Origin of the sequence: uncultured Tissierella sp., from assembly GCF_902479755.1 — a bacterium.
Classification (GTDB): domain Bacteria; phylum Bacillota; class Clostridia; order Tissierellales; family Tissierellaceae; genus Tissierella; species Tissierella carlieri.
Genome location: NZ_CABSQO010000012.1, coordinates 20,034 through 41,057 on the forward strand (window position 1 = coordinate 20,034; position 21,024 = coordinate 41,057).

The following is a 21,024-nucleotide window of genomic DNA, read 5'->3' on the forward strand; positions in this document are numbered from 1 at the left end:
GGTTTAACCTCCCTTATTTGAATTATAACTCAATATATTATATTCAAATAAAAACGATAGGTTCCAAATGAGAAGGAAATGAGTCTAATAATAAGGAAAACTCCTTTTAAAATGTAAATCTATTTATCTAAAAACTCCTTTTTTATGATCTTATCATTTGAATCCATAAAACTAAGGTATTCTTCTTTTGTCATAGCGGGAACAAAATCTTTAAGGATATTCTTAGCTTCTTTTGCATTATCAAAGAGCAAATCTATTATGGTTAAAGCTAATGCCTTAGCTGGCTCCAGATAGAGGTACTCCTCATCAACTATACAATATTCTTTTGAATGAAGTTCTCCCCTTATGCCACCGAACATAGGATGTAAAGTCGGCATAATATGGGATACATCACCTAAATCAAAGGAGCCTGTAAAATCTCCTCCTTGTATTATATCATCTTGGGGAATTCCAAGACTTAACAGATTCTTAAATAATATCACTTCCATATTTTGATGTTTTAGCATTGGCAAATATCCTGGTAATTCCTTGATTTCAATATTTGCACCTACAGCCATGGCTCCAGCAATCAATGACCTATTAACCTTTTCATTGGCATCTATCATTGCTTGTACGGTTCTCGCTCTTGTATATGATTCCATTCGCACATCTGCTGGTACTACATTTACAATGTCTCCACCCTTTGTTATGATTGGATGAATCCTTACTTTATCACTATCTAGGAATGTCTCTTTTTGAGCATTAATATTATTCATGGCTAATAATGCTGCATTCAGTGCATTTACTCCTTTGTGCTGAGCATTACCTGCATGAGCCTCTCTACCAATAAACCTAACATCCTTTCCAATAAATCCGTTACTTACTGGACCAACCAATACCTTTTTATCTCCTGTATCTAGAACATGAAACATAATGGAAATATCAACATCATCAAAGGTGCCATTTCTTATTAATTCTTGTTTTCCCCCAAAATATTTGATAATTCCTTTTTCCTTAAGTTTATTTCTGTAATCCAGTTCTACAAATTCTTCTGCAGGTGTTGCAATAAAATCAATTTTGCCATCTAATTCCTTATATACATCTGACTTTATAAGTCCAATTGCCACAGCCAACATTCCTGCAATCTGTATGTTATGTCCGCAAGTGTGTGAAGCTCCTGAATCTAAAGCATCTTGATGACCATTACAAACTATACCATCTAGTTCACCTAAAACTGCAATCTTTGGGCCAGATTTATCTTCATTTATTTGAGCTTTGCAACCGGTATAGGCAATATTATCAACTACATTAAGATTTAATTCATTCTTGAAAAATTCTTTAACAAGTTTTGTAGTTTCAAATTCCTTATAGCCAAGTTCTGGATTTTGATAAATCTTTCTACCTATATCGAAAATCAAGTTTCGATTTTCCTCAATCGCAGAAATTACTTTAGATTTCATTTTTTCTTTTTCAATGCCCATTTTACTGTTCATCCTTTTTTATATATCTAATAATCGCCTCTGTTGTTTTAAATAGCTCATCAATCTCTAAATACTCATCAACAGTATGCACCTTATACATTCCAACTCCAATAATAATTGAATTAAATCCTTGTTTAGCAAATATATTGCTATCTGATCCTCCTCCAATCACCTTAAGTTCAGCAGGGACATTAATTTCTTCATATATTTTAGAGAATTCTTTGGCAAAACTCAAATCATCCTTTGGTTTCAATACCGGATAATCACATTTATAGTCAAATTTATATATTCCGCCTAATTTTTCGACTGCATCTTCACATATCTTTTTATAGGATTCAATAATTTCTAGAATTCTTTCTTCTGAATGACTTCTTACCTCCCCAGTAACTCTACACATATCCGGAACTACATTTGAAGGGAATTCAGAGCTTATTGTGGAAATATTTGATGTAGTCAAATCATCTATTCTGCCTATATCCATACGAGATAAAGCATAAGACGCAAGGCTAATAGCATTTATACCCTTTTCAGGCTCTATTCCGGCATGGGCTTTTCTACCTTGAAAATTAATTTCAATATCATACTTACTTGGAGCAGAATGTGCAATAATTCCAGCAGCTCCAGCATTATCTACAACTACCATATTTTTTGAAGGCATCATGTCTTTAGGAACTTTTTCCCAATTAAAATGTTTTGCACCAAGCATACCTACTTCTTCACAAGGTGTTAAAACAACATAAATGTCTTTGTGTGATATCTTCTCTTCTTTAATAGTCCTTAAAACTTCTATAATGCTCGCTATTCCGCCTTTATCATCTCCACCTAATGTAGTAGTTCCATTAGTTCTAATAATATTATCTTCTATTATTGGCTCTACATCTAAATTAGGTTCTATTACATCCATATGGGCAGCAAGTGTAATTCCATCACCTTCTATGTCACCAGAAAACTTAGCTATGATTGAAGGTGAGTCTCCACCATATTGTAAATATCCTTCATCCAAGTATATTGATGCCCCCATTCCCTCTAGCAGTTCAACAAGATAGCTTGCATACTTTCCTTCTTTTTTTGAAGGTGAATGAATCTTTAACATCTCAACTAGGTTGTTTAATAATCTTTCTTTATTCAAGACTATGACCTCCTAATATTTATTTATTAGTAACTTACTTAGATTTATTTATTATCTATTTGCTTACTTAATTGATTTTTAGCAAACGCAATTGTTGAAAATACTGCTACTAAAGTAACTATAAATGATGGCTGACCTGGAATAAAAGCTACAATTTTTGTCATTATGAAAGCAATTGTAAGAGCAAACGCACCAGTTTTTGGTGACTTTATTGCAAATTGAGCAAAAACTCCACCAAATAATGCAGGAATAATTAGCGATAACATTTTCATAAAGGATTCAGGCAATGCAGATAAAACAGTTTGCCCAGCAAATACAGCTAATAATAAAAATACAATTCCAACCCATATAGAAACTCCGATTCCTATAGTTCCCATAATTGCTCCTTCATCAGTACCAGATTTATAACCTGATCCTTCTAAAGCTGATACTGCTGCTGGTATTCTCATGTTTACCAAATTCCCTGATAGAAATCCCATATATAATCCAGCTCTACCTACAATGGGAAAATAACTAATAGGTTCACTAAAATAAAAAGCTCCCGAAACCGATATCTGAGAAATTGCTCCAGCTATAATTGCTCCAAGTCCAGGATTAAATCCAAATCCCCAAGTCATAACTGCTGGAGGAAGGAAACTTACAACAAGCCCAAGAAGCATAGTAAATCTACCAATCTTTGTAATATCTTTAATATATTCATCATAAATGTTCATCTATATAGTCCTCCTATACTCTAAAATGTTAAAGTTCCAATAATTGCTCCTCCAAACATTGCAATTGTTAGAGCCCATTCTTTTAACCAAGTGAATTTCTTTTCTCCTAACTTCAAACAAATAATCATAATAATTAGACCTGAAATTGCTGAAACCGTTATATCTGGATTTGTCTTAACTTTTAAATAATTACCCACATTAAAATAGGCAAAAGATCCAAGCATAGCACCTACACTCACTGCTGGCAATAATGCCTTTCTTCCGCTAGTTAACAGGTTATTTACCTTATCCATTCTATGTGCAAATAAATATACAAATATTATCCATCCAATTGATCCTAATGCCATTGTCCATAAAGCATTTGTAAATACAACAGGAGTCATATTAGTAGAAAGTTCTGATCCTAAGGCTTGAGCCCCAAAATTAGCTGCCATTGCCTCAAAGTTAGATCCACCAATTATACTTAATCTAAATGCAGATACAGGGGATCCCATAGTAACTAATAAGGCTAATAGACTTCCCACAACTCCTAGTGCTGGACCTACACTGCCAATAGCACTTGTTTTAATACCTTTTTTTATCCTAGAATGATCCATTCCCATATCTAAACCAGCTTTAATTGATTTTCTAGTTATTAATACAGATTGGATTAATATAATGGATATACCAATTATTGATACAATCCACATAATAGGGTGATTTGCATAAAATAAATGATTTGTTTGTCCCATCTTTTACCTCCACCTTTTCATTAATTGTAGAATTACTTAATTTAAATCATATCTTAATTTTTAGAAATACTCTTTGACACATTTAAATATTCCAAACTACTATAATTCAGTATCAATTTTATAAAATTTCTGTATTCATTGTTAGCAAAATTGGTTAATCAATTAAATCTTCATTTAATATATTATGTTTCTTATCACTTCCTTTTATAATATTTAACAACTCTTTAGTTTGGAAAATGAAAATGTTTTTTCATAGGAGTATTCTATAAAATATAAGCTACTAATGAAAAACCAAGTGATAATTATTTATCATTCGTGTCCTAAATAGGTCCTTAATTGTCTAAATTGTATTACATTTTTTTATAATTGTCAATAATCCTTTATATTTCTTACATTATAAAAACTCTAATCAATAAAATAATTAGAGTTTTAAATATATCCTATGGCTTTAGCTTGATTTTAATCTTACGACGGGGTCTACCAGCACCTAATGAATTCTCCAAGTTTGATTCCTCACCGTATCCCTTATCTATGATATTTTTTAGAATACGATTCGCACTACGTTCACTTATAGAAAGGATTTCAGAGAGTTCTTGACTTGTAAATTCATCTCTACCTAACTTATTTATTACACCATTAATTTTTTCAATATATTGGTAACTAATTCCAATTTCTTTAGATAATTGTAGAGTTTTTTTATCTGCTAAATTTTTGTATTTAATTTGACTTTCTCTAAGAATTGGACCTACTACGTTTTCTCCATCATAAAAATAAATATTACCTTGTTTTTCAGAAATACTCTTCCTTAAGGCATTTCTTGCATTTATTTCAGATTGATAAAGAGTTACACCTTCACCTATTCCTATGCCAAGTATAATATTATTTAACTTACAATTATTTACTATCTTAGATAAAGAATTTATATTCTCTCGGCTCAATAAGGCACCTTTATTCGATATAATAAGATATTCATTTGTATTAATAGTCTGCATCATTCCTTCAATCTCTTTAGAATACATTAGAATTTCTTCTTCTAATTGAAACTGTCCCTCTATACTATTATAAAGTTCACCATTCTTCTCAACTACTTGAATAACCTGTATTTGAGTTACACGTTCATTCATATTTTTTAATCTGATACTATTCTTTAATTCAGTAAATCGATTTTTAATATCAATATTCGTTGCTTGTATTCTATAAACAGGAATATCATGATTTTTTAAATAATTATATATATATCCAAAAGATGTAAAGATACAATCAATTTGTTTCTCCTCATACTTTTCTAGATAATATTTTATATAGTCCTCTTCATTCTTAGAAGGTAAATATTTTTGAATATCATAACTTTTGACTTCTATATTAAACTCATTAAATACATCAAGTAAATCTTTTTCCTCAATTATATCTAAAGCAATTCTTGCATTTTTAATATCTTTCCAATCCATACGAAATTCGCACATAGCTTTAATAATACCTATTATACCTCTTTCTGTATATACGACTGGCTGTTCAAATCTTATTTGTGAAGAAAGCTCCGAATAAACACCTATTCCAGTCAAAAATATACCATCTATTCCAGTATCAATATTTCTTGCTATTTCTATAAGTTTTTTTATTTCATCTTCGGCATATTTAATAAATTCTATATTCTTTTCCTCTTGAGATAGAACTTTATATATTTTCTCTACTGAATCCGAAGCTCCCATTATAGCAATTCTCATCCTTCTGTATCCTCCCAAATGAATTTATCTAGTATATAAAAAGGAAATTAAAATCTATCAATTAGATGTTTTCTAAAGCTTATTCTAACATAGATATTATAAAAGTACCATTAAGAGATATTTTATAGAACATATCCTAAATTTTAATAATATAAGGTCATGGGTTCCAAAACTTTACATACCAATATATATAAACCTAATCCAACTGCAATGGAAAGTCCTACGGTAATTACATTGTATAAAAAAACATTATCTAGAGATGTTGCAAAGGCTCCATAGGTAAGGAGTATACCAGTTGTCATAATAACTGCTGCAACTGAAAACTTTACTAATATTCCTCTAATATCTTTTCTTTCTGTAAATTGTAGCCTTCGATTTAAATCATATATTCCTATTATCGAGGATAATATAACAGAAGCACTAGTTCCTAATGCTATACCACTTGCTCCCATAATTGGAGCTAAAGTTAAATCTATAATTATATTCACCACAAGAGCCAAAATACTAATAACAACTGGAGTCTTCATATCGTGTATTGAATAATATGCTCTAGTAATTAAAGGTATAAGTGCCATACTTGTAAGCCCCATAGCATAATATCCTAATGCAGCAGCCGTAAAAAATGATGCCTCCGCATTAAAAGCCCCTCTTTCAAAAACTATCTTGACTATTGGCTCTGCCATTGTCATTAATATAATAGATACTGGGATTGCTATCTTTAATAAAACAACTATTCCATGGTTTATTCCTGCCTTCAGATTTTCTATGTCTTTTTTACTATGGCTCTCGGATAAAACTGGGAATATAACTGTAACTATTGCTGTTATAAATAAACCTAAAAATAAATTGACTATCTCATTGGCATAGCTTAATTCTGCAATACTACCAATTGGAAGTGTAGAAGCTATTGCATTATCTATTGAATTATTCAACTCGTTAACTCCTACCCCTATTAATATAGGCAATAAAAATTTAACCACCTTTAATAAATATTTATCCTTTAGATCCAGTTTCCATGCATATTTATAACCATGCTTTTCCATTGTCCTTAGGAGAATATATATCTGAGAGATAACTGCTATAATTCCAGCTATCATAAGTCCTGTTAAATTAAATTTCTCTGCAAAGAATATTAAATAAATAATATACACTAATACATTGGAAACTCCTCCCTTTGCACCTGCCCTAAAAGCATGATCTGCCTGTAAAAATCCTCCTCCTATTGACCTTATCCATGACACCATTATAATAGGTAAACCCACTCTATATAAAAAAATGGTTTTTTCTAGTTCTACTCCTTTAAATCCTGGACCAAATATCATGATTATCTTTGGCGCTAATAAATATCCCATAATAATAAGGATAAACGAAAGTATTACTGTAACATTTACTAAATTATTAGTACATTCTATTCTTCTTTTCTCTCCGTGTTTTTCTTGTATTTCTTGTAGTACAGGTATAATAGCTACAATTAATCCATCCCCTACTATCTTTGTAATTAACATAATAGTACTTAAAGCCAATAAATATGAATCCATTTTATAGTTTACTCCAATTTTTGATGCAGTAAGAATATCTTTAATGAATAACAATATCTTAGTTACTATTCCAAAATAGATAATATATAATGTACTGCTTTTCATAGTGCCTATGTTTTTCATATCTTTCACCCTTGCTGTTATATATTAAATTTTTTTCTTGCTAATTATAGCATATTTACCCCTTATTAGGTAAAACTAATTAGAACTGATTTTAATATTTTTGTTATAAGGGTGTAATAATTATGAATAGTTTTGAAAAATACCATCTGTCTTCTTCTATGGATAAAAATATAAATATAATAAAAGAAATATTTAAAGACGATGATACCCTCAGACTAAGAAAATTTGAAAATAGGAATGACCATAGTGTGGAATGCTGTATTCTTTTTATTGATGGTATGGTAGATGACAATATTATAAATGAAAGTATAATTAAACCTATTACTAATAGCATTATTGAATCCTCTAAATTAGATTTAGTGGATTATTTACAAAGCCAAGTTATAATTTCACCTCAATGTGAAAAAACCACTAGTGTCTTAAATCTTATTAACGCAATTATAGATGGAGATACTATATTATTTTTACAAAACTTCTCAGAAGGAATTATTATTGGAAGCAAAGGATGGAGAACTCGTGCTATCCAAGAACCTACTGTAGAAAAGGTACTCCGTGGTCCAAGGGAAGGTTTTACTGAGTCTCTGATTATAAATCTGTCTTTAATTAGAAGGAAAGCTAGAACAAATAATTTAAAATTTAAATTTATGACCCTTGGAGAAATAACATATACAAAGCTTTGTATATGTTATATTGAGGGTCTGGCCAGCGAAGAAATTTTATCTACCTTATATTCTCAGCTCAATAATATTAGTATAGACGGTGTTTTAGATGTAAAGTATATTCAAGAATATATTGACAAGCAGCCTTTTTCTTTATTTGAAACTACTTCTACAACTGAAAAGCCTGATGTAGCTATGGCAAAATTATTAGAGGGAAGAATACTGCTTTTCGTAGATGGTTCCCCAGTAGTTATGACTCTGCCTTTTCTTTTTATTGAGGTTTTTCAATCTGGTGATGATTATTATTTAAACTATTACTTTTCCTCTATAAATAGAATTATTCGTTTATTAGGTTTTATTTTAACCATAAGTATACCTGCTATATATCTAGCCTTAGTTACTTATCATCAAGAAATGATCCCTACACCTCTAATTATGAGTATATATGCTTCTAGGTTAGGAGTACCTTTGCCTACTGTTTTTGAACTTATTGGGTTATTAATCGTATTCGAAATACTTCGTGAAGCAGGAACTCGTATGCCTGCTTATATTGGCGAGGCTTTAAGTATTGTAGGTGCTTTAGTTCTTGGTTCAGCAGCTGTAGATGCAAGATTTGTAAGTGCTCCCATTGTAATTGTAGTTGGACTATCAGGTATTACTAGTCTTATAACTCCTGCCCTTGGAGCAGCTTCACTCTTTATTAAAATAGCCCTAATCTTACTTTCAGCAGTACTTGGATTATATGGTTACATAGTAGGAATGGCATTTGTCCTCATTCATTTACTAAAACTTAAATCTTTTGGTATACCATTTATGACGAATTTGACTACTTTCAATATGCAGGCTCTGAAGGACACAGGTGTTAGAGCACCTAGATGGTATATGATATTTAGGCCTGAACATATTGCAGATAAAGACCCTATCCGAAGCAATGGAGGTAAAAAAAATGAATAAAGTTTTTCTGTTTACGTTATTTATACTTTTAATTGCAGTTTTAACTACAGGATGCTGGAACTACAGGGAAATCGAAAAATTGGCTCTTATATCAGGTATGGCCATTGATAAAGTCAGTTCAGGTAAAGGATACGAAATGACAGCAGAAGTAATAGATATATCTGCATCTATTAGAGAGCCAAAATTTGACTCTATAAGAATGCAATCATATGGAGAAAGTGTTTTTGAATGTGTAAGAAATATGATTAACATCTCTGCTAAGCCTCCATATTGGAGCCATGCCACTACTGTGATAATTAGTGAAGATGTAGCTAAAGATGGTATTATTCCTATTTTAGACTGGATAGTAAGAGATGCTGAGCCTAGACTTACTTTATATCTCCTAATTTCAAAAACTCCCACTGCGAAGGAGATACTAAGTTTACAAAGTTTATCTACCAAAATACGATCCTTTGAAATAGAAAACATGATTACTTCAAACAACAGATTATCTCAAGTTCCTAATGTTCTTGCTTCTGAGCTAACAAATGCTATCTCTAATAAAGGAATTAGCGCAGTAATTCCTACTGTGGATATGGTATTTAATGAAGGAAAACAAACCATGGCCTTATCTGGAGGAGCTATTTTAAATAAAGATAAATTGGCTGGATTTATGGATTTAGAAGATGTTAAATATTATCTATTTGTAAGAGACAAAATTGAAGGTGGTCTTCTTACTATTGACATAACCGATAATACTACATTAGACAATGTAACTTTAGAAATCTTCAAAAATAAGACCAAAATTACTCCTGTTGTTTCTAATGATAAACTTTCTATGCATATAAAAATTAAAACAGAAGTAGCTATTGGAGAATCAGATACTCCTATAAATATTTTGAAGGAATCTAATATTCAACATATTAAATATACTGCTGAAGAATTTCTAAAAAATAATATTTCAAAACTAATAAATAATATGCAAAAAGATTTTGGATTAGATATATTTGGTTTTGGAAGTATAGTAAAGAAAAAAAATCCCAAACTTTGGAAGGAAATTGATGATAATTGGGGTGAAATCTTTAAAGATTTAGATGTAAAAATAGATGTAGACGTTCATATTAGAAGCAGTGGACATTTATCCGATATTATCAGGATGCACTAGCTTAAATTAATTCAAAGGTCGGTGAGGTTAATGAAAACAGAGAATATTTCAAACTCTCAGTTTATATCATCAATAGTTATGTTTGTTCTTGGAACTTCCCTGCTTATTAGCGGAAGCTCTGAAGCCATGGAAGATACTTGGATCTCTCTTTTAATGGCTATGTTCATGGCCATTCCCTTATCATTTATCTATGGAAAGTTAGCTCTAATTTTTCCAGGCACTGGGTTATTAGATATATTGCCAAAGGTCTATGGAAATTTTTTTGGAAAGTTTTTTATTTTCGTCTATACATTTTACTTTTTTCATCTTGGAGCTATTGACATAAGAAATGCAACTGAATATATTCAAGTAGTTTCTTTACCAGAAACCCCTCAATATATTCCAGCTATTTTTATAGGGCTTCTATCCTTATATGCTATTAATGCGGGATTTTCTGTACTAGCCACATGGACAAAATTAGTTCTGCCACTTATTGTAATAATGATTTCTGCCACTTTTATACTAGCTATTCCTCAATTTAATTATTCATATATTCAGCCAATACTATATAATGGCTGGAAGCCTGTAATAAGCAATGGATATTCCCTACTTACTTTTCCTTTTGCTGAAACCGTTGTGTTTATGGTTTTTTTGGGGACTTTAAATAATAATAAAGATACTACTAAGATTTATATCAGTGGTATCCTCATAGGTGGTTTTCTACTTCTAATCGCTACTTTTAGAAATATTCTATTACTTGGATTTCCTAACCTATATAATATTTATTTTCCTTCCCATTATGCTACTTCACTGATACACATTAATGGTTTTGTTCAAAGAATAGAAATTATTATTTCAATAAATTTATTGTTATGTAGCTTTATCAAAATAGCAGTTTGCCTATATGCTTCTTGTCTTGGAATAATTAAACTTTTTAATTTAAAAAATATTAGAAATACCTCTATTATCCTCTGTATTTTAATGATTATTTTTTCTAGGCTTATTTATAGTGATACTATGGAAATGTTTAAATTCATCAATGTATACAAATACTATGTTATACCTTTCCAATTTGTAATTCCTATATTGACGCTGATTGTAGGTTCAATGAGAAAAGGTCATTATTAATGTCTTTTTGGAAAACTATCTATTTTATTCCTCATATTGCTCTTCCCTTTATATCTTTTTCATTGCTGGACAACCATCAAATAATGATGTAATCATACTATGATAGATTTTGACCTATCACCTTCATACTTTAGTCTCTCACCTCTTTATACCATGTATTTCCATTGATGGTTTACATAATATGTGCTAAAATTTAAAATAAAAGTTCACTACTTTACATGACTAAATAGGGAGGCAATTGAATGAACAAAAAATTTTTAATTTTAGTATCTTTACTTCTTGTAACAGTAATGGTATTTACTGCTTGTTCTAAATCAGCAGATACACCTAAAGATACTGGAAATAAACCAACGAAAAAGATTTTAAGAACAAATAATTCTAGTGAACCTGGTACATTAGACCCAGCACTAGCACAAGGTACACATGAATCTTGGGTTCTGGACCATATATTTGAGGGTCTATTTAAGCATTCTCCAGATGGTACCATGGTACCTGGCATGGCTAAAGAGTATACTTTAGCAGATGATGAAGTTACCTATACTTTTACACTCCGTGATGGTATTAAATGGTCTAATGGAGATCCTGTAACTGCTCACGACTTTGAATATTCTTGGAAACGAGCATTAGATCCAAATTTGGCAGCAGAATATGCTTATCAATTCTACTATTTAAAAGGTGGTGAAGCATATAATACAGGTGCTGGTTCAGTTGACGAAGTAGGGGTAAAGGCTCTTGATGATAAAACTCTTGAAGTCACACTAGAAGCACCTACTGCTTATTTCTTGGAGTTAACTTCTTTCTACACTTATTTCCCAGTTAACCAAAAAGTGGTAGAAGCTAACCCTGATTGGGCAAAAAATCCTTCAACTTATGTATCTAATGGACCTTTCAAATTAACTGAATGGGTGCATAATGCAAAGATTGTTGTAATGAAAAATGAAAATTATTATGATGCTGCAAATGTTAAATTAGACGGTATCGATTTTGCTATATTAGATGATGAAAATACAGCATGGCAAAAATATGAAGGTGGAGAATTTGATTTTCTAACTCCTCTACCTCAAGCAGTTGTGGCACAAATGAAGGCTCAAAATAATCCTGAACTTGTAATAGGTGGAGACGTTGCAACTTATTATTACAATTTCAATACTAAGATTAAACCTTTTGACAATGTTAAAATTAGAAAAGCTCTAGCTATGGCTATAGACAGACAAACAATAGTTGATAAGATAGCTCAAGGCGGACAAGTACCTGCTGAAGGTGTAGTACCTTTCGGTATGCTTGATGAAAATAACAAAGAATATAGAGATGCAGCTGGTAAGCTAGTTGAGTTTAATCTAACAGAAGCTAAAAAGTTATTCCAAGAAGGATTAACTGAATCAGGATATAAAGCAGGAGATTTCAGCCAATTTGCTATTCTTTACAATACTTCTGAGGGCCATAAAAAAATTGCCCAAGCAATTCAAGAAATGTGGAGAGCTAATCTAGGTATTGAAGTTCAACTTGAAAATGTAGATTTCCAAGTTAAGCTTGATAGAGAAAAAGCTGGAGATTTCCAAATTTCCCGTGCAGGTTGGACTGGAGACTATGTTGACCCTATGACTTTCGTAGATCTTTGGGTAAGTAGTTCTAGTTTCAACGATGCTAAGTTTAACAATGCTGAATACGATGCATTGGTAGCTAAAGCAAAATCAACTACTGATCAAGAAGTTCGTATGGAAGCTATGCGTCAAGCAGAGAAGATATTAATGGATAATATGCCAGTATTGCCAATCTATCACTATACTCAGCCATATGCCCAAAAATCATATGTGACTGATGTATTTAAGCCACTTAATAGATATCCATATTTCATTTATGCAGATATGAATAAATAGTCAATTCACAATTCACAATGCACATTTCACAATTGAGAATTAATGGTTGACAATCGAAAGTTATTAAGGAAGGAAAATCGCCGTGCTTAGCCTCCGATTTTCCTTTTTAATTCAAACAGAAAGAGGGATAAAATGGCAAAATATCTTTTAAAAAGACTTTTTATGTCACTTATCACACTTTGGGCAATTATTACTATTACCTTTTTATTGATGCACTCTGTGCCAGGTAATCCCTTTATGAAGGAAGGTAAAATGCCCAAGGTAGTTTATGAAAACTTGCAGCAAAAATATGGTCTTGATAAGCCTAAAACAGAACAATATTTTATATATCTAGGAAAAGTTGTAAGAGGAGATTTTGGAGATTCAATGAAATCAAGGGTTGAAACTGTTAATGATATGATTAATAGAGGATTCCCAGTTTCTGCTCGTATTGGAGCGCAAGCCCTTATTATTGCATTAATATTTGGACCAGCACTAGGAGCTCTTGCAGCTCTAAATCAAAATAAATGGCCTGATTACTTTTCTATGGTCATAGCCATCTTAGGTATTTCCGTACCAAGTTTTATAATGGGTACTGTCTTTATACAGTTTATAGCTAAAAATGTTAGTTGGCTACCAATTGGAGGATGGGGTACATTTAGTCATACTATACTTCCATCTATAGCATTATCCCTTATGCCTTTAGCTTATATTGCAAGGCTTATGCGTTCTAGTATGTTAGAAGTTCTAGGACAAGACTATATTAAAACAGCTAAGTCAAAGGGAATATCTAAGGCTATTGTGGTTTTAAAACATGCCTTTAGAAATGCAATACTACCTATTATTTCTGTACTTGGTACTTTGGTTTCCAACCTTTTGGTAGGTAGCTTTGTAATTGAAAAGATATTTGGTATTCCTGGTCTTGGAATGTTCTTTGTTAACTCTATTAGTAACAGGGACTATACATTAATCATGGGTACAACTATTTTTTATTCAATCATTTTAATCATTATGCTTTTAATTGTAGATATAGCTTATATGTTTGTTGATCCACGTATCAAGCTTACACAGGAGGGACGCTAATGGAAACTCAAACTAATTTAACTAAAAATTTAACTCCAGATATGTTTGAACCTGCATCCCATGAGGATAGGAATGCAGAAAAAATCAGGCGTCCCAGTATAAAATATTGGCCTGATGTATGGCGTAGATTAAAGCAAAATAAATTGGCAATGACAGGCCTTATAATAATAGTACTTATGATTTTAATGTCTATCGTAGGACCATTCATAAACGGTTTTAGTTATTTTGAACAGAACTACAACAAGATTAATTTACATCCTAATAGCACCCACTGGTTTGGTACAGACGAACTAGGAAGAGACCTATTTACAAGAACTTGGTATGGAACTAGGTATTCTCTAATAATTGGAATATTAGCTGCAGTCATAGACTTTACTGTCGGTGTATTATATGGAGGAATCTCTGGTATAGCTACAAGACGTGTAGATGCCATTATGATGCGTATTGCAGAAATTGTTTATAGCATACCTTATTTACTTATTGTAATCCTTTTATCAGTAGTCTTCGCCAATGAAGGTTCTGGTACATCTTTATTTGTACTAATATTAGCCATGACCCTTACAGACTGGGTACCAATGGCAATTTTAGTCAGGGGTCAGGTGCTTCAATTAAAAGAATCTGAATATTCATTAGCTGCTGAATCCTTAGGAGCATCAAAGGGATGGATACTCCAAAAACATATAATCCCAAATACCTTAGGCCCTATTTTGGTAAATGTAACACTTACTATTCCTAGAGCAATATTTGCAGAGGCAACTCTTAGCTTTTTGGGTCTAGGACTACAAGCACCAAAATCAAGTCTTGGCTCCTTAGCTAGTGATGGATTGGCAGGTCTTGCAGTTGGAAATGCTTATCAAATAATTATACCAGCAATATTTATTTCTCTTATTATGTTTGCTTTTAACGTACTAGGAGACGGCCTTCGTGATTCATTAGACCCAAGACTACGTAAATAAAGAGGTGGAAAAATGGAAAAAATATTAGAAGTTAAGAATTTATCTGTATCCTTTAAGACTTTCTTTGGAGAGGTTGAAGCCGTTCGTGATATTAGCTTTAATGTAGGTAAATCTGAAACTGTAGCTATAGTTGGAGAATCTGGCTGTGGCAAATCTGTTACTGCTAACTCCATAATGCAGTTATTACCTATGCCACCTGCTTTCTTTAAAAATGGAGAAATAATATTTGATGGTAATAACCTATTAAAAAAATCAGATAAAGAAATGCAAGCTATTCGTGGCAATGAAATTTCCATGGTATTCCAAGACCCTATGACCTCTCTGAACCCAACTATGAAAATTGGAAAACAAATTGTTGAAGGTCTTGTAAAACATCGAAAATTATCAAAAGAAGAAGCAAGGAAAAAAGCTATTGAAATGTTAAATCTAGTAGCAGTACCTCAGCCAGAGAAAAGAATCAATCAATATCCCCATGAATTCTCTGGTGGTATGAGACAAAGGGTAATGATAGCTCTTGCAATGGTATCTGCTCCTAAATTATTGATTGCCGATGAACCTACTACTGCCCTTGATGTTACTGTACAAGCTCAGATTCTGGAACTTATGAGAGAAATACAACAAAAATTAGATATGTCTATTATTCTAATTACTCATGACCTAGGAATTGTAGCAGATATGAGTGATAGAGTAATCGTTATGTATGCGGGACAAATTGTTGAAGAAGGTACTACTGAAGAAATATTTAAAAATACTAAACACCCTTATACTAAGAAACTTTTAGCTTCAGTTCCTCGTTTAGATATGTCTAGAGAGGAACCCCTTCACTCAATTGAAGGAACACCACCAGATTTATATATACCTCCTAAAGGCTGCTCCTTCTATGATAGGTGTGATTATGCACTGAAGGTTTGTAAAAATCATATACCTGAGTTTGATAATCATAGTGATACACACCAAAGCCGTTGTTGGTTAAACCATCCTATGGCTAAAGTCGCTGAAGGGAGTGAAGCATAATGGCTGAACCTTTAATATCTGTAAGAAATATTAAAAAGCATTTTGATGTAGGCGAAGGAATGCTAAAGGCTGTAGACGGTATTAGCTTTGATATATATCCAGGAGAAACCTTTGGTCTTGTTGGAGAGTCTGGCTGCGGTAAATCTACTGCTGGTAGAACTATAATAAGATTATATGACCCTACAGATGGAGAATTAATATTTAATGGGCAAAATATCTATGAACTTTCTAGACATAAGATGCAAGAGGTTAGAAAGAACTTTCAAATGATATTCCAAGACCCCTATGCTTCCTTAAATCCAAGAATGACCGTAGAAGAAATAGTTGCGGAACCATTAGATATCCATCATGCCTATAAAGATAAAGTTGAACGTAGAGAAAGAGTAGTAGAGTTATTAAAGTTAGTAGGATTAAATGAAGAACATGCTATGCGTTTCCCTCATGAGTTCTCTGGCGGACAGAGACAAAGAATTGGAATTGCAAGAGCACTAGCTTTAAATCCAAAATTCATTGTATGTGATGAGCCTATTTCAGCCCTAGACGTATCCATTCAGGCCCAAGTAGTTAACCTATTAAAAGAATTGCAGGAAAAACTTGGTCTAACCTATATGTTTATAGCCCATGACTTGTCCATGGTAAGATATATATCTGATAGAGTTGGTGTAATGTACTTAGGTCATATGATGGAGTTAGCAAAATCTGAAGAACTCTATGAAAATCCTATCCATCCATATACAAGAGCATTACTTTCGGCAATACCAATACCAGATCCAGATATTCAAAGAAATAGGAAAAGGATTATGTTAGAGGGAGACGTACCAAGTCCAATTAATCCTAAAGAAGGCTGTAGATTTGTAGATAGATGTTCTTATTCCATAGACAAATGTAGAGAAGTAACTCCTACCTTTGAAGAAATAAGACCAGGACATTTTGCAGCATGCCATAGGGCGGGAAAGATTTAGACAATGCACAATTAAAAAGATAAAAAGATTAAAACCAAGATTCTTCACTGAGTTCAGAATGACAGGTATTTGTCACCATGAGAAAAGTGAAGGATCTTGGTTTTTTAATTGTGAACTGTGAATTGTGAATTAGACTTTTATCTTTTCAGTATAATTCTTAACTCTTTCACTTTAAATAAAACACATAAAACAAAATATACTACTACTCCAACAGCTACTGATATTAGCAATAACAACATCTTCATAATCTTTGTTGTTGCTATAATAGCTCCTAGCTTGTAATATATTAAAAATACTACTAGTCCCATTACAAGTGAAGCTGCGAGGGTTTTTATAAAACAAATTAAGTATTTTGTTAAACCTATTGCTCCTATTTTCTTTCTTAGACTTAAGAATAACATAATGGTCGTTACAGTGGCTGATATACTAGTAGCTAAGGCTAAACCACTATGCGCCATAGGTTTTACAAGTATTAAATTTAATACTAAATTTATAACTACTGCTATCATCCCATTTATCATAGGAGTTTTTGTGTCTTGTAAGGAATAATATACCCTGTTTAACATTAAACGCAAAGATGAACCTATTAGTCCTACAGAATAATATATAAGAGCTTGACTGGTCATATATGTTGCCAGTTCATCAAATGCATTTCTTTGAAAAAACAGATACACTGCTGGTTCTGCCAGTACAAGTATTCCTATTGTAGCTGGTACTGTTATAATTAGGATAATATTAATTCCTTGCCCCAAGATTTCCTTTACCTTTTCATTATTATTTTGAGAAAATGCTTGAGATAACATTGGAAATATTACTGTAGTTATAGCCATAATAAATACTGCTATGACCATATCATTAATCTTTGAAGCATAGCTAAGAGCCGATATACTACCTTCTATTAGATTCGATGCAAGGGTCTTATCTATAATTACATTTATCTGTTGAACTGCTGATCCAATAAGTACTGGTAGCGTTAAAACTATTGCCTTTTTTAAATACTTATCCCTTAGATTTATTTCAAATTTATATTTATATCCCATATGATTAACTGCTGGTACCAATATTAAGAATTGGGCAAATGCAGCTATTACCGATATTATCATTAAGGTAATTACATTGGAATCCTTTGCAAAGAAAAATAAATAGATTAAAAACACAAAGTTATATGGCAACCCTGATATAGCTGGTGGTCCAAATATTTGGCTACTATGAAGTATTCCTGAAAATACACAATAAAATCCTAGGAGTATTGCTATAGGAAGTCCTATTCTATTTAGTGTCACAGCTAAATCAAATTGTTCATCTTGGAAACCTTTAGCCAATATTTTAATTACCATAGGAGAAAATATATATCCTAGTATAACTATAAGAATAGTAATTATTAATACTATATTGAAAATATTATTCAAATATTTTAGTTTACCCTTTTTCCCGTACTTTTCTCCTATTTCAGAAAATATAGGTATTAACGTAGTATTTAAGGCAGCACCTAATGTGCTCATTATAATCACTGTAGCTGTAATAGCTACGAAATAAGTATCTGTCTCCTTACCAGAACCAAATCTATTGGCTATCATGACTTCTCTAACAAATCCTAAGGCCTTTGATAATAGTGTAAATATGGAAATCATTGCTGCTGATTGCGCAAGTTCTCGTTTCTTACTCATTTATATTCACCCTTTTATTCATCATTAACATATTTTGGAATGATTCTGCATTCATAGGTTTACCGAGATAATACCCTTGACCCAAATCACATTTACTTTCTAAAAGTATTTCTTGCTGTTCCTTAGTCTCTATACCCTCTGCTATTATCTTTAGTCCTAATGTATGAGCTAGCTCTATTATGGATTTGACCACAACCTCTTCTTCACTATTCTTCTTCATAGTCTTAATGAATTCTTGATCCATTTTTACATTATGAATAGGAAGTCTCTTTAATTGTGCTAAAGAAGAATAACCTGTTCCAAAATCGTCTAGTGCTATTTCTATGCCTAATTCTTCTAATTTTGTTAAAGTATAAATACAGCCCTCTAAATTTCCCATGAAAGATGTTTCTGTAATTTCTATTGTAATTTCTTCAGGTTTTATTTTATATTCCTCTAAAAGTTTAACTATTTCATTGTCTAAACCACCTTTTATAAGAGATTTATTTGAAATATTCACCGATAACTTAAGGTATGAATATCCTTTTTCATTTAAGAGCTTCTTTTGATTAAATGCCATTTTTAAAATCAATGATGTAACATCAAATATTTGACCTGTCTCTTCTATTAAAGGTATATAATCCATTGGTGGGATATAGCCCTTTTCTGGATGATACCATCTAATTAAACATTCTGCTCCATATATTGTATTGTCTTCCATATTAATAACTGGTTGATAATGTAAAGTAAATTGCTCCTCTTCAATAGCCCTTCTTACTTGATTGATCATAAAGGTATTATCAGCTATCCTCTTACCCATTTCCGCCTCATAGAATGCATATCCGTTTTTACCTTTGCTCTTTATATTATACATTGCCATATTGGCTGATCTCATTAGATCAGAGTAATTATCTCCATTATGAGGAAAAATAGATATTCCTATACTTGCTGATATAATAAACTCCTCTTTATCAATGCACCACGGTTTCCTAATTTCCTTTAGAATATACTCTGTCTTTCTAATTATATCATCTCTATCTTCTACATTATATAGAATAATAGCATATTCATCCTCACTTAGTTTAGCTAAAATATTTCCATCTTTATTTTCTTCTTTTAATATCTTAGCCAAATGAATTAAAAAATCATCTCCTGCATCATGACCTAAAGTATCATTTATCTGTGTAAAGTTGTCTATATCTATATATAGAAAACCTAATCTGATATTGTTAAGTTTCGCATCTTTTATTAATTTACCCGCCTCATTTTTTAGCATAATCCTATTGGGAAGTCCAGTTAAGGTATCGTAGTATGCTAGTTCATTCAGCCTTCTCAAAAGTTTCTTATGGTCTGTTATATCCGTCCCAAAAGAAATTATCTGAGTCACATTTCCATCTTCATCGTATATGGGAGAGTCTGTCCATATAAGTTCAATAATTCTATTGTCCTTAGATCTCCATACATCTCCTATACTGTTCTTTATAGACCTTCCACTCTTAAGGTATTCTACTAATCCTTTTACCTTTGGCTTCTCATCCTCATATAAAAATAAGTCAATCCAAGATTTCCCTATTATCTCCTCTTCCTTATATCCTGTAACCTTTTCTCCATAAGGATTAAAACTTATTATGCTGCCATCTAAATTCCAAGTGAAAATTATTAATGTAGAATTTTTAAATATATTCTCAGATAATATTTGTTCTCTATTCAATTTTTCTTGAGTAGTTAGAAGTCCTTCTGTTGTAGCAGATAATTCTTCCATGCTTTTATGTAATGCAATTCCCATATCTTTAGCCTTTTTTAATCTTTCATATATTGAAAAATAAATTAAAACAGTCGTTAAAAATATAAAGGTCCATCCCTTATATTTCTGAATATCCTTGTACTTACTTGTATTTCCTATAATCTTATAAAAGAATTCATCCGAAAATTGTATCCAAATAAAGCTTAATATAAAATATATAATAGAAATCCTTAGAGCTTCTTTCTTAGGTAGCAAATCTTTTAAATTTAATAAATCCTTTAAATCTCTTTTCCCAACTCTCACCATTTATCACCCTACTATAATCTTGTATTCATAGTAATTGTATCAAAATTATTTCTTAGTGTCATCTATTATCTCATTTTGTCGAGTTATTATTAAATTTTCCGCAGTCTCACTGCACAAATTCATTTGCTCGCTTCACCCGCATGAATTTGGTCCTAGCGGACACTCCTAATGATAA

16 protein-coding genes are annotated in these 21,024 nt (G+C 31.8%); 8 read left to right on the forward strand and 8 right to left on the reverse strand.

The annotated features are described in order from the left end of the window. Nucleotides 1–119 precede the first annotated feature (119 nt). From RDK80_RS08195 to murJ (RDK80_RS08220), 6 genes are all read right to left on the reverse strand, one after another. On the reverse strand, nucleotides 120–1,460 hold the full coding sequence (locus tag RDK80_RS08195) for an amidohydrolase (protein WP_308523994.1): 1,341 nt from the start codon (nucleotides 1,458–1,460) through the stop codon (nucleotides 120–122). A 1-nt stretch (nucleotide 1,461) separates the two neighbouring features. Beyond that, entirely contained in the window at nucleotides 1,462–2,589 is a 1,128-nt protein-coding gene (locus RDK80_RS08200; protein ID WP_094899584.1) for a M20/M25/M40 family metallo-hydrolase, read from the reverse strand. A gap of 44 nt (nucleotides 2,590–2,633) precedes the next feature. Further along, nucleotides 2,634–3,302, reverse strand: coding sequence for a hypothetical protein (locus tag RDK80_RS08205; protein WP_216558972.1), 669 nt, complete (start codon nucleotides 3,300–3,302; stop codon nucleotides 2,634–2,636). 20 nt (nucleotides 3,303–3,322) lie between these two features. Further along, complete coding sequence (locus RDK80_RS08210; RefSeq protein WP_094899582.1) at nucleotides 3,323–4,033, reverse strand: DUF5058 family protein; 711 nt, start codon at nucleotides 4,031–4,033, stop codon at nucleotides 3,323–3,325. A gap of 440 nt (nucleotides 4,034–4,473) precedes the next feature. Continuing rightward, entirely contained in the window at nucleotides 4,474–5,757 is a 1,284-nt protein-coding gene (locus RDK80_RS08215; RefSeq protein WP_094899581.1) for a hypothetical protein, read from the reverse strand. Nucleotides 5,758–5,900: 143 nt separating this feature from the next. Continuing rightward, entirely contained in the window at nucleotides 5,901–7,418 is a 1,518-nt protein-coding gene (gene murJ, locus RDK80_RS08220) for a murein biosynthesis integral membrane protein MurJ (protein WP_308523995.1), read from the reverse strand. A gap of 122 nt (nucleotides 7,419–7,540) precedes the next feature. On the opposite strand from murJ (RDK80_RS08220), the gene RDK80_RS08225 reads away from it, so the two are divergent. The 8 genes from RDK80_RS08225 to RDK80_RS08260 all read left to right on the forward strand — a co-directional run bounded on the left by RDK80_RS08225 (nucleotide 7,541) and on the right by RDK80_RS08260 (nucleotide 17,153). Continuing rightward, complete coding sequence (locus RDK80_RS08225) at nucleotides 7,541–9,031, forward strand: spore germination protein (RefSeq protein WP_308523996.1); 1,491 nt, start codon at nucleotides 7,541–7,543, stop codon at nucleotides 9,029–9,031. Continuing rightward, a complete protein-coding gene (locus tag RDK80_RS08230) occupies nucleotides 9,024–10,175 on the forward strand; it encodes a Ger(x)C family spore germination protein (protein WP_158220006.1) in 1,152 nt (383 codons plus the stop codon). The genes RDK80_RS08225 and RDK80_RS08230 overlap by 8 nt, the downstream gene beginning before the upstream one ends. 30 nt (nucleotides 10,176–10,205) lie before the next feature. Then, nucleotides 10,206–11,282, forward strand: a complete 1,077-nt coding sequence (locus RDK80_RS08235; RefSeq protein WP_094899577.1) for an endospore germination permease — start codon at nucleotides 10,206–10,208, stop codon at nucleotides 11,280–11,282. A gap of 242 nt (nucleotides 11,283–11,524) precedes the next feature. Further along, nucleotides 11,525–13,159 (forward strand): peptide ABC transporter substrate-binding protein, encoded by a 1,635-nt coding sequence (locus RDK80_RS08240; RefSeq protein ID WP_308523997.1) that lies wholly within the window; start codon nucleotides 11,525–11,527, stop codon nucleotides 13,157–13,159. Between the two features lie 132 nt (nucleotides 13,160–13,291). Continuing rightward, a complete protein-coding gene (locus RDK80_RS08245; RefSeq protein WP_308523998.1) occupies nucleotides 13,292–14,221 on the forward strand; it encodes an ABC transporter permease in 930 nt (309 codons plus the stop codon). Beyond that, nucleotides 14,221–15,177: an ABC transporter permease gene (locus RDK80_RS08250; RefSeq protein WP_094899570.1), complete on the forward strand. Its 957-nt coding sequence runs from the start codon at nucleotides 14,221–14,223 to the stop codon at nucleotides 15,175–15,177. The genes RDK80_RS08245 and RDK80_RS08250 overlap by 1 nt, the downstream gene beginning before the upstream one ends. 12 nt (nucleotides 15,178–15,189) lie before the next feature. Further along, nucleotides 15,190–16,191 (forward strand): ABC transporter ATP-binding protein, encoded by a 1,002-nt coding sequence (locus RDK80_RS08255; protein ID WP_308523999.1) that lies wholly within the window; start codon nucleotides 15,190–15,192, stop codon nucleotides 16,189–16,191. Then, on the forward strand, nucleotides 16,191–17,153 hold the full coding sequence (locus RDK80_RS08260; protein WP_308524000.1) for an oligopeptide/dipeptide ABC transporter ATP-binding protein: 963 nt from the start codon (nucleotides 16,191–16,193) through the stop codon (nucleotides 17,151–17,153). The genes RDK80_RS08255 and RDK80_RS08260 overlap by 1 nt, the downstream gene beginning before the upstream one ends. 137 nt (nucleotides 17,154–17,290) lie before the next feature. Here the strand turns inward: RDK80_RS08260 and murJ (RDK80_RS08265) are convergent, their stop codons facing one another. After that, nucleotides 17,291–18,820, reverse strand: a complete 1,530-nt coding sequence (gene murJ / locus RDK80_RS08265; protein WP_216558941.1) for a murein biosynthesis integral membrane protein MurJ — start codon at nucleotides 18,818–18,820, stop codon at nucleotides 17,291–17,293. Then, the gene (locus RDK80_RS08270; protein WP_308524001.1) at nucleotides 18,813–20,849 is read right to left on the reverse strand and encodes an EAL domain-containing protein; all 2,037 of its coding nucleotides are present in this window, start codon (nucleotides 20,847–20,849) and stop codon (nucleotides 18,813–18,815) included. The genes murJ (RDK80_RS08265) and RDK80_RS08270 overlap by 8 nt, the downstream gene beginning before the upstream one ends. Nucleotides 20,850–21,024 lie beyond the last annotated feature (175 nt).

Bases quoted from the DNA above. Each gene is read 5' to 3' on its own strand.
- murJ (WP_308523995.1), bottom strand. From the start codon at position 7,418: ATGAAAAACATAGGCACTATGAAAAGCAGTACATTATATATTATCTAT.
- RDK80_RS08230 (WP_158220006.1), top strand. From the start codon at position 9,024: ATGAATAAAGTTTTTCTGTTTACGTTATTTATACTTTTAATTGCAGTT.
- RDK80_RS08255 (WP_308523999.1), top strand. From the start codon at position 15,190: ATGGAAAAAATATTAGAAGTTAAGAATTTATCTGTATCCTTTAAGACT.
- RDK80_RS08195 (WP_308523994.1), bottom strand. From the start codon at position 1,460: ATGGGCATTGAAAAAGAAAAAATGAAATCTAAAGTAATTTCTGCGATT.
- RDK80_RS08225 (WP_308523996.1), top strand. From the start codon at position 7,541: ATGAATAGTTTTGAAAAATACCATCTGTCTTCTTCTATGGATAAAAAT.
- RDK80_RS08215 (WP_094899581.1), bottom strand. From the start codon at position 5,757: ATGAGAATTGCTATAATGGGAGCTTCGGATTCAGTAGAGAAAATATAT.
- RDK80_RS08270 (WP_308524001.1), bottom strand. From the start codon at position 20,849: ATGGTGAGAGTTGGGAAAAGAGATTTAAAGGATTTATTAAATTTAAAA.
- RDK80_RS08250 (WP_094899570.1), top strand. From the start codon at position 14,221: ATGGAAACTCAAACTAATTTAACTAAAAATTTAACTCCAGATATGTTT.
- RDK80_RS08205 (WP_216558972.1), bottom strand. From the start codon at position 3,302: ATGAACATTTATGATGAATATATTAAAGATATTACAAAGATTGGTAGA.
- RDK80_RS08240 (WP_308523997.1), top strand. From the start codon at position 11,525: ATGAACAAAAAATTTTTAATTTTAGTATCTTTACTTCTTGTAACAGTA.
- RDK80_RS08210 (WP_094899582.1), bottom strand. From the start codon at position 4,033: ATGGGACAAACAAATCATTTATTTTATGCAAATCACCCTATTATGTGG.
- RDK80_RS08260 (WP_308524000.1), top strand. From the start codon at position 16,191: ATGGCTGAACCTTTAATATCTGTAAGAAATATTAAAAAGCATTTTGAT.
- RDK80_RS08245 (WP_308523998.1), top strand. From the start codon at position 13,292: ATGGCAAAATATCTTTTAAAAAGACTTTTTATGTCACTTATCACACTT.
- murJ (WP_216558941.1), bottom strand. From the start codon at position 18,820: ATGAGTAAGAAACGAGAACTTGCGCAATCAGCAGCAATGATTTCCATA.
- RDK80_RS08235 (WP_094899577.1), top strand. From the start codon at position 10,206: ATGAAAACAGAGAATATTTCAAACTCTCAGTTTATATCATCAATAGTT.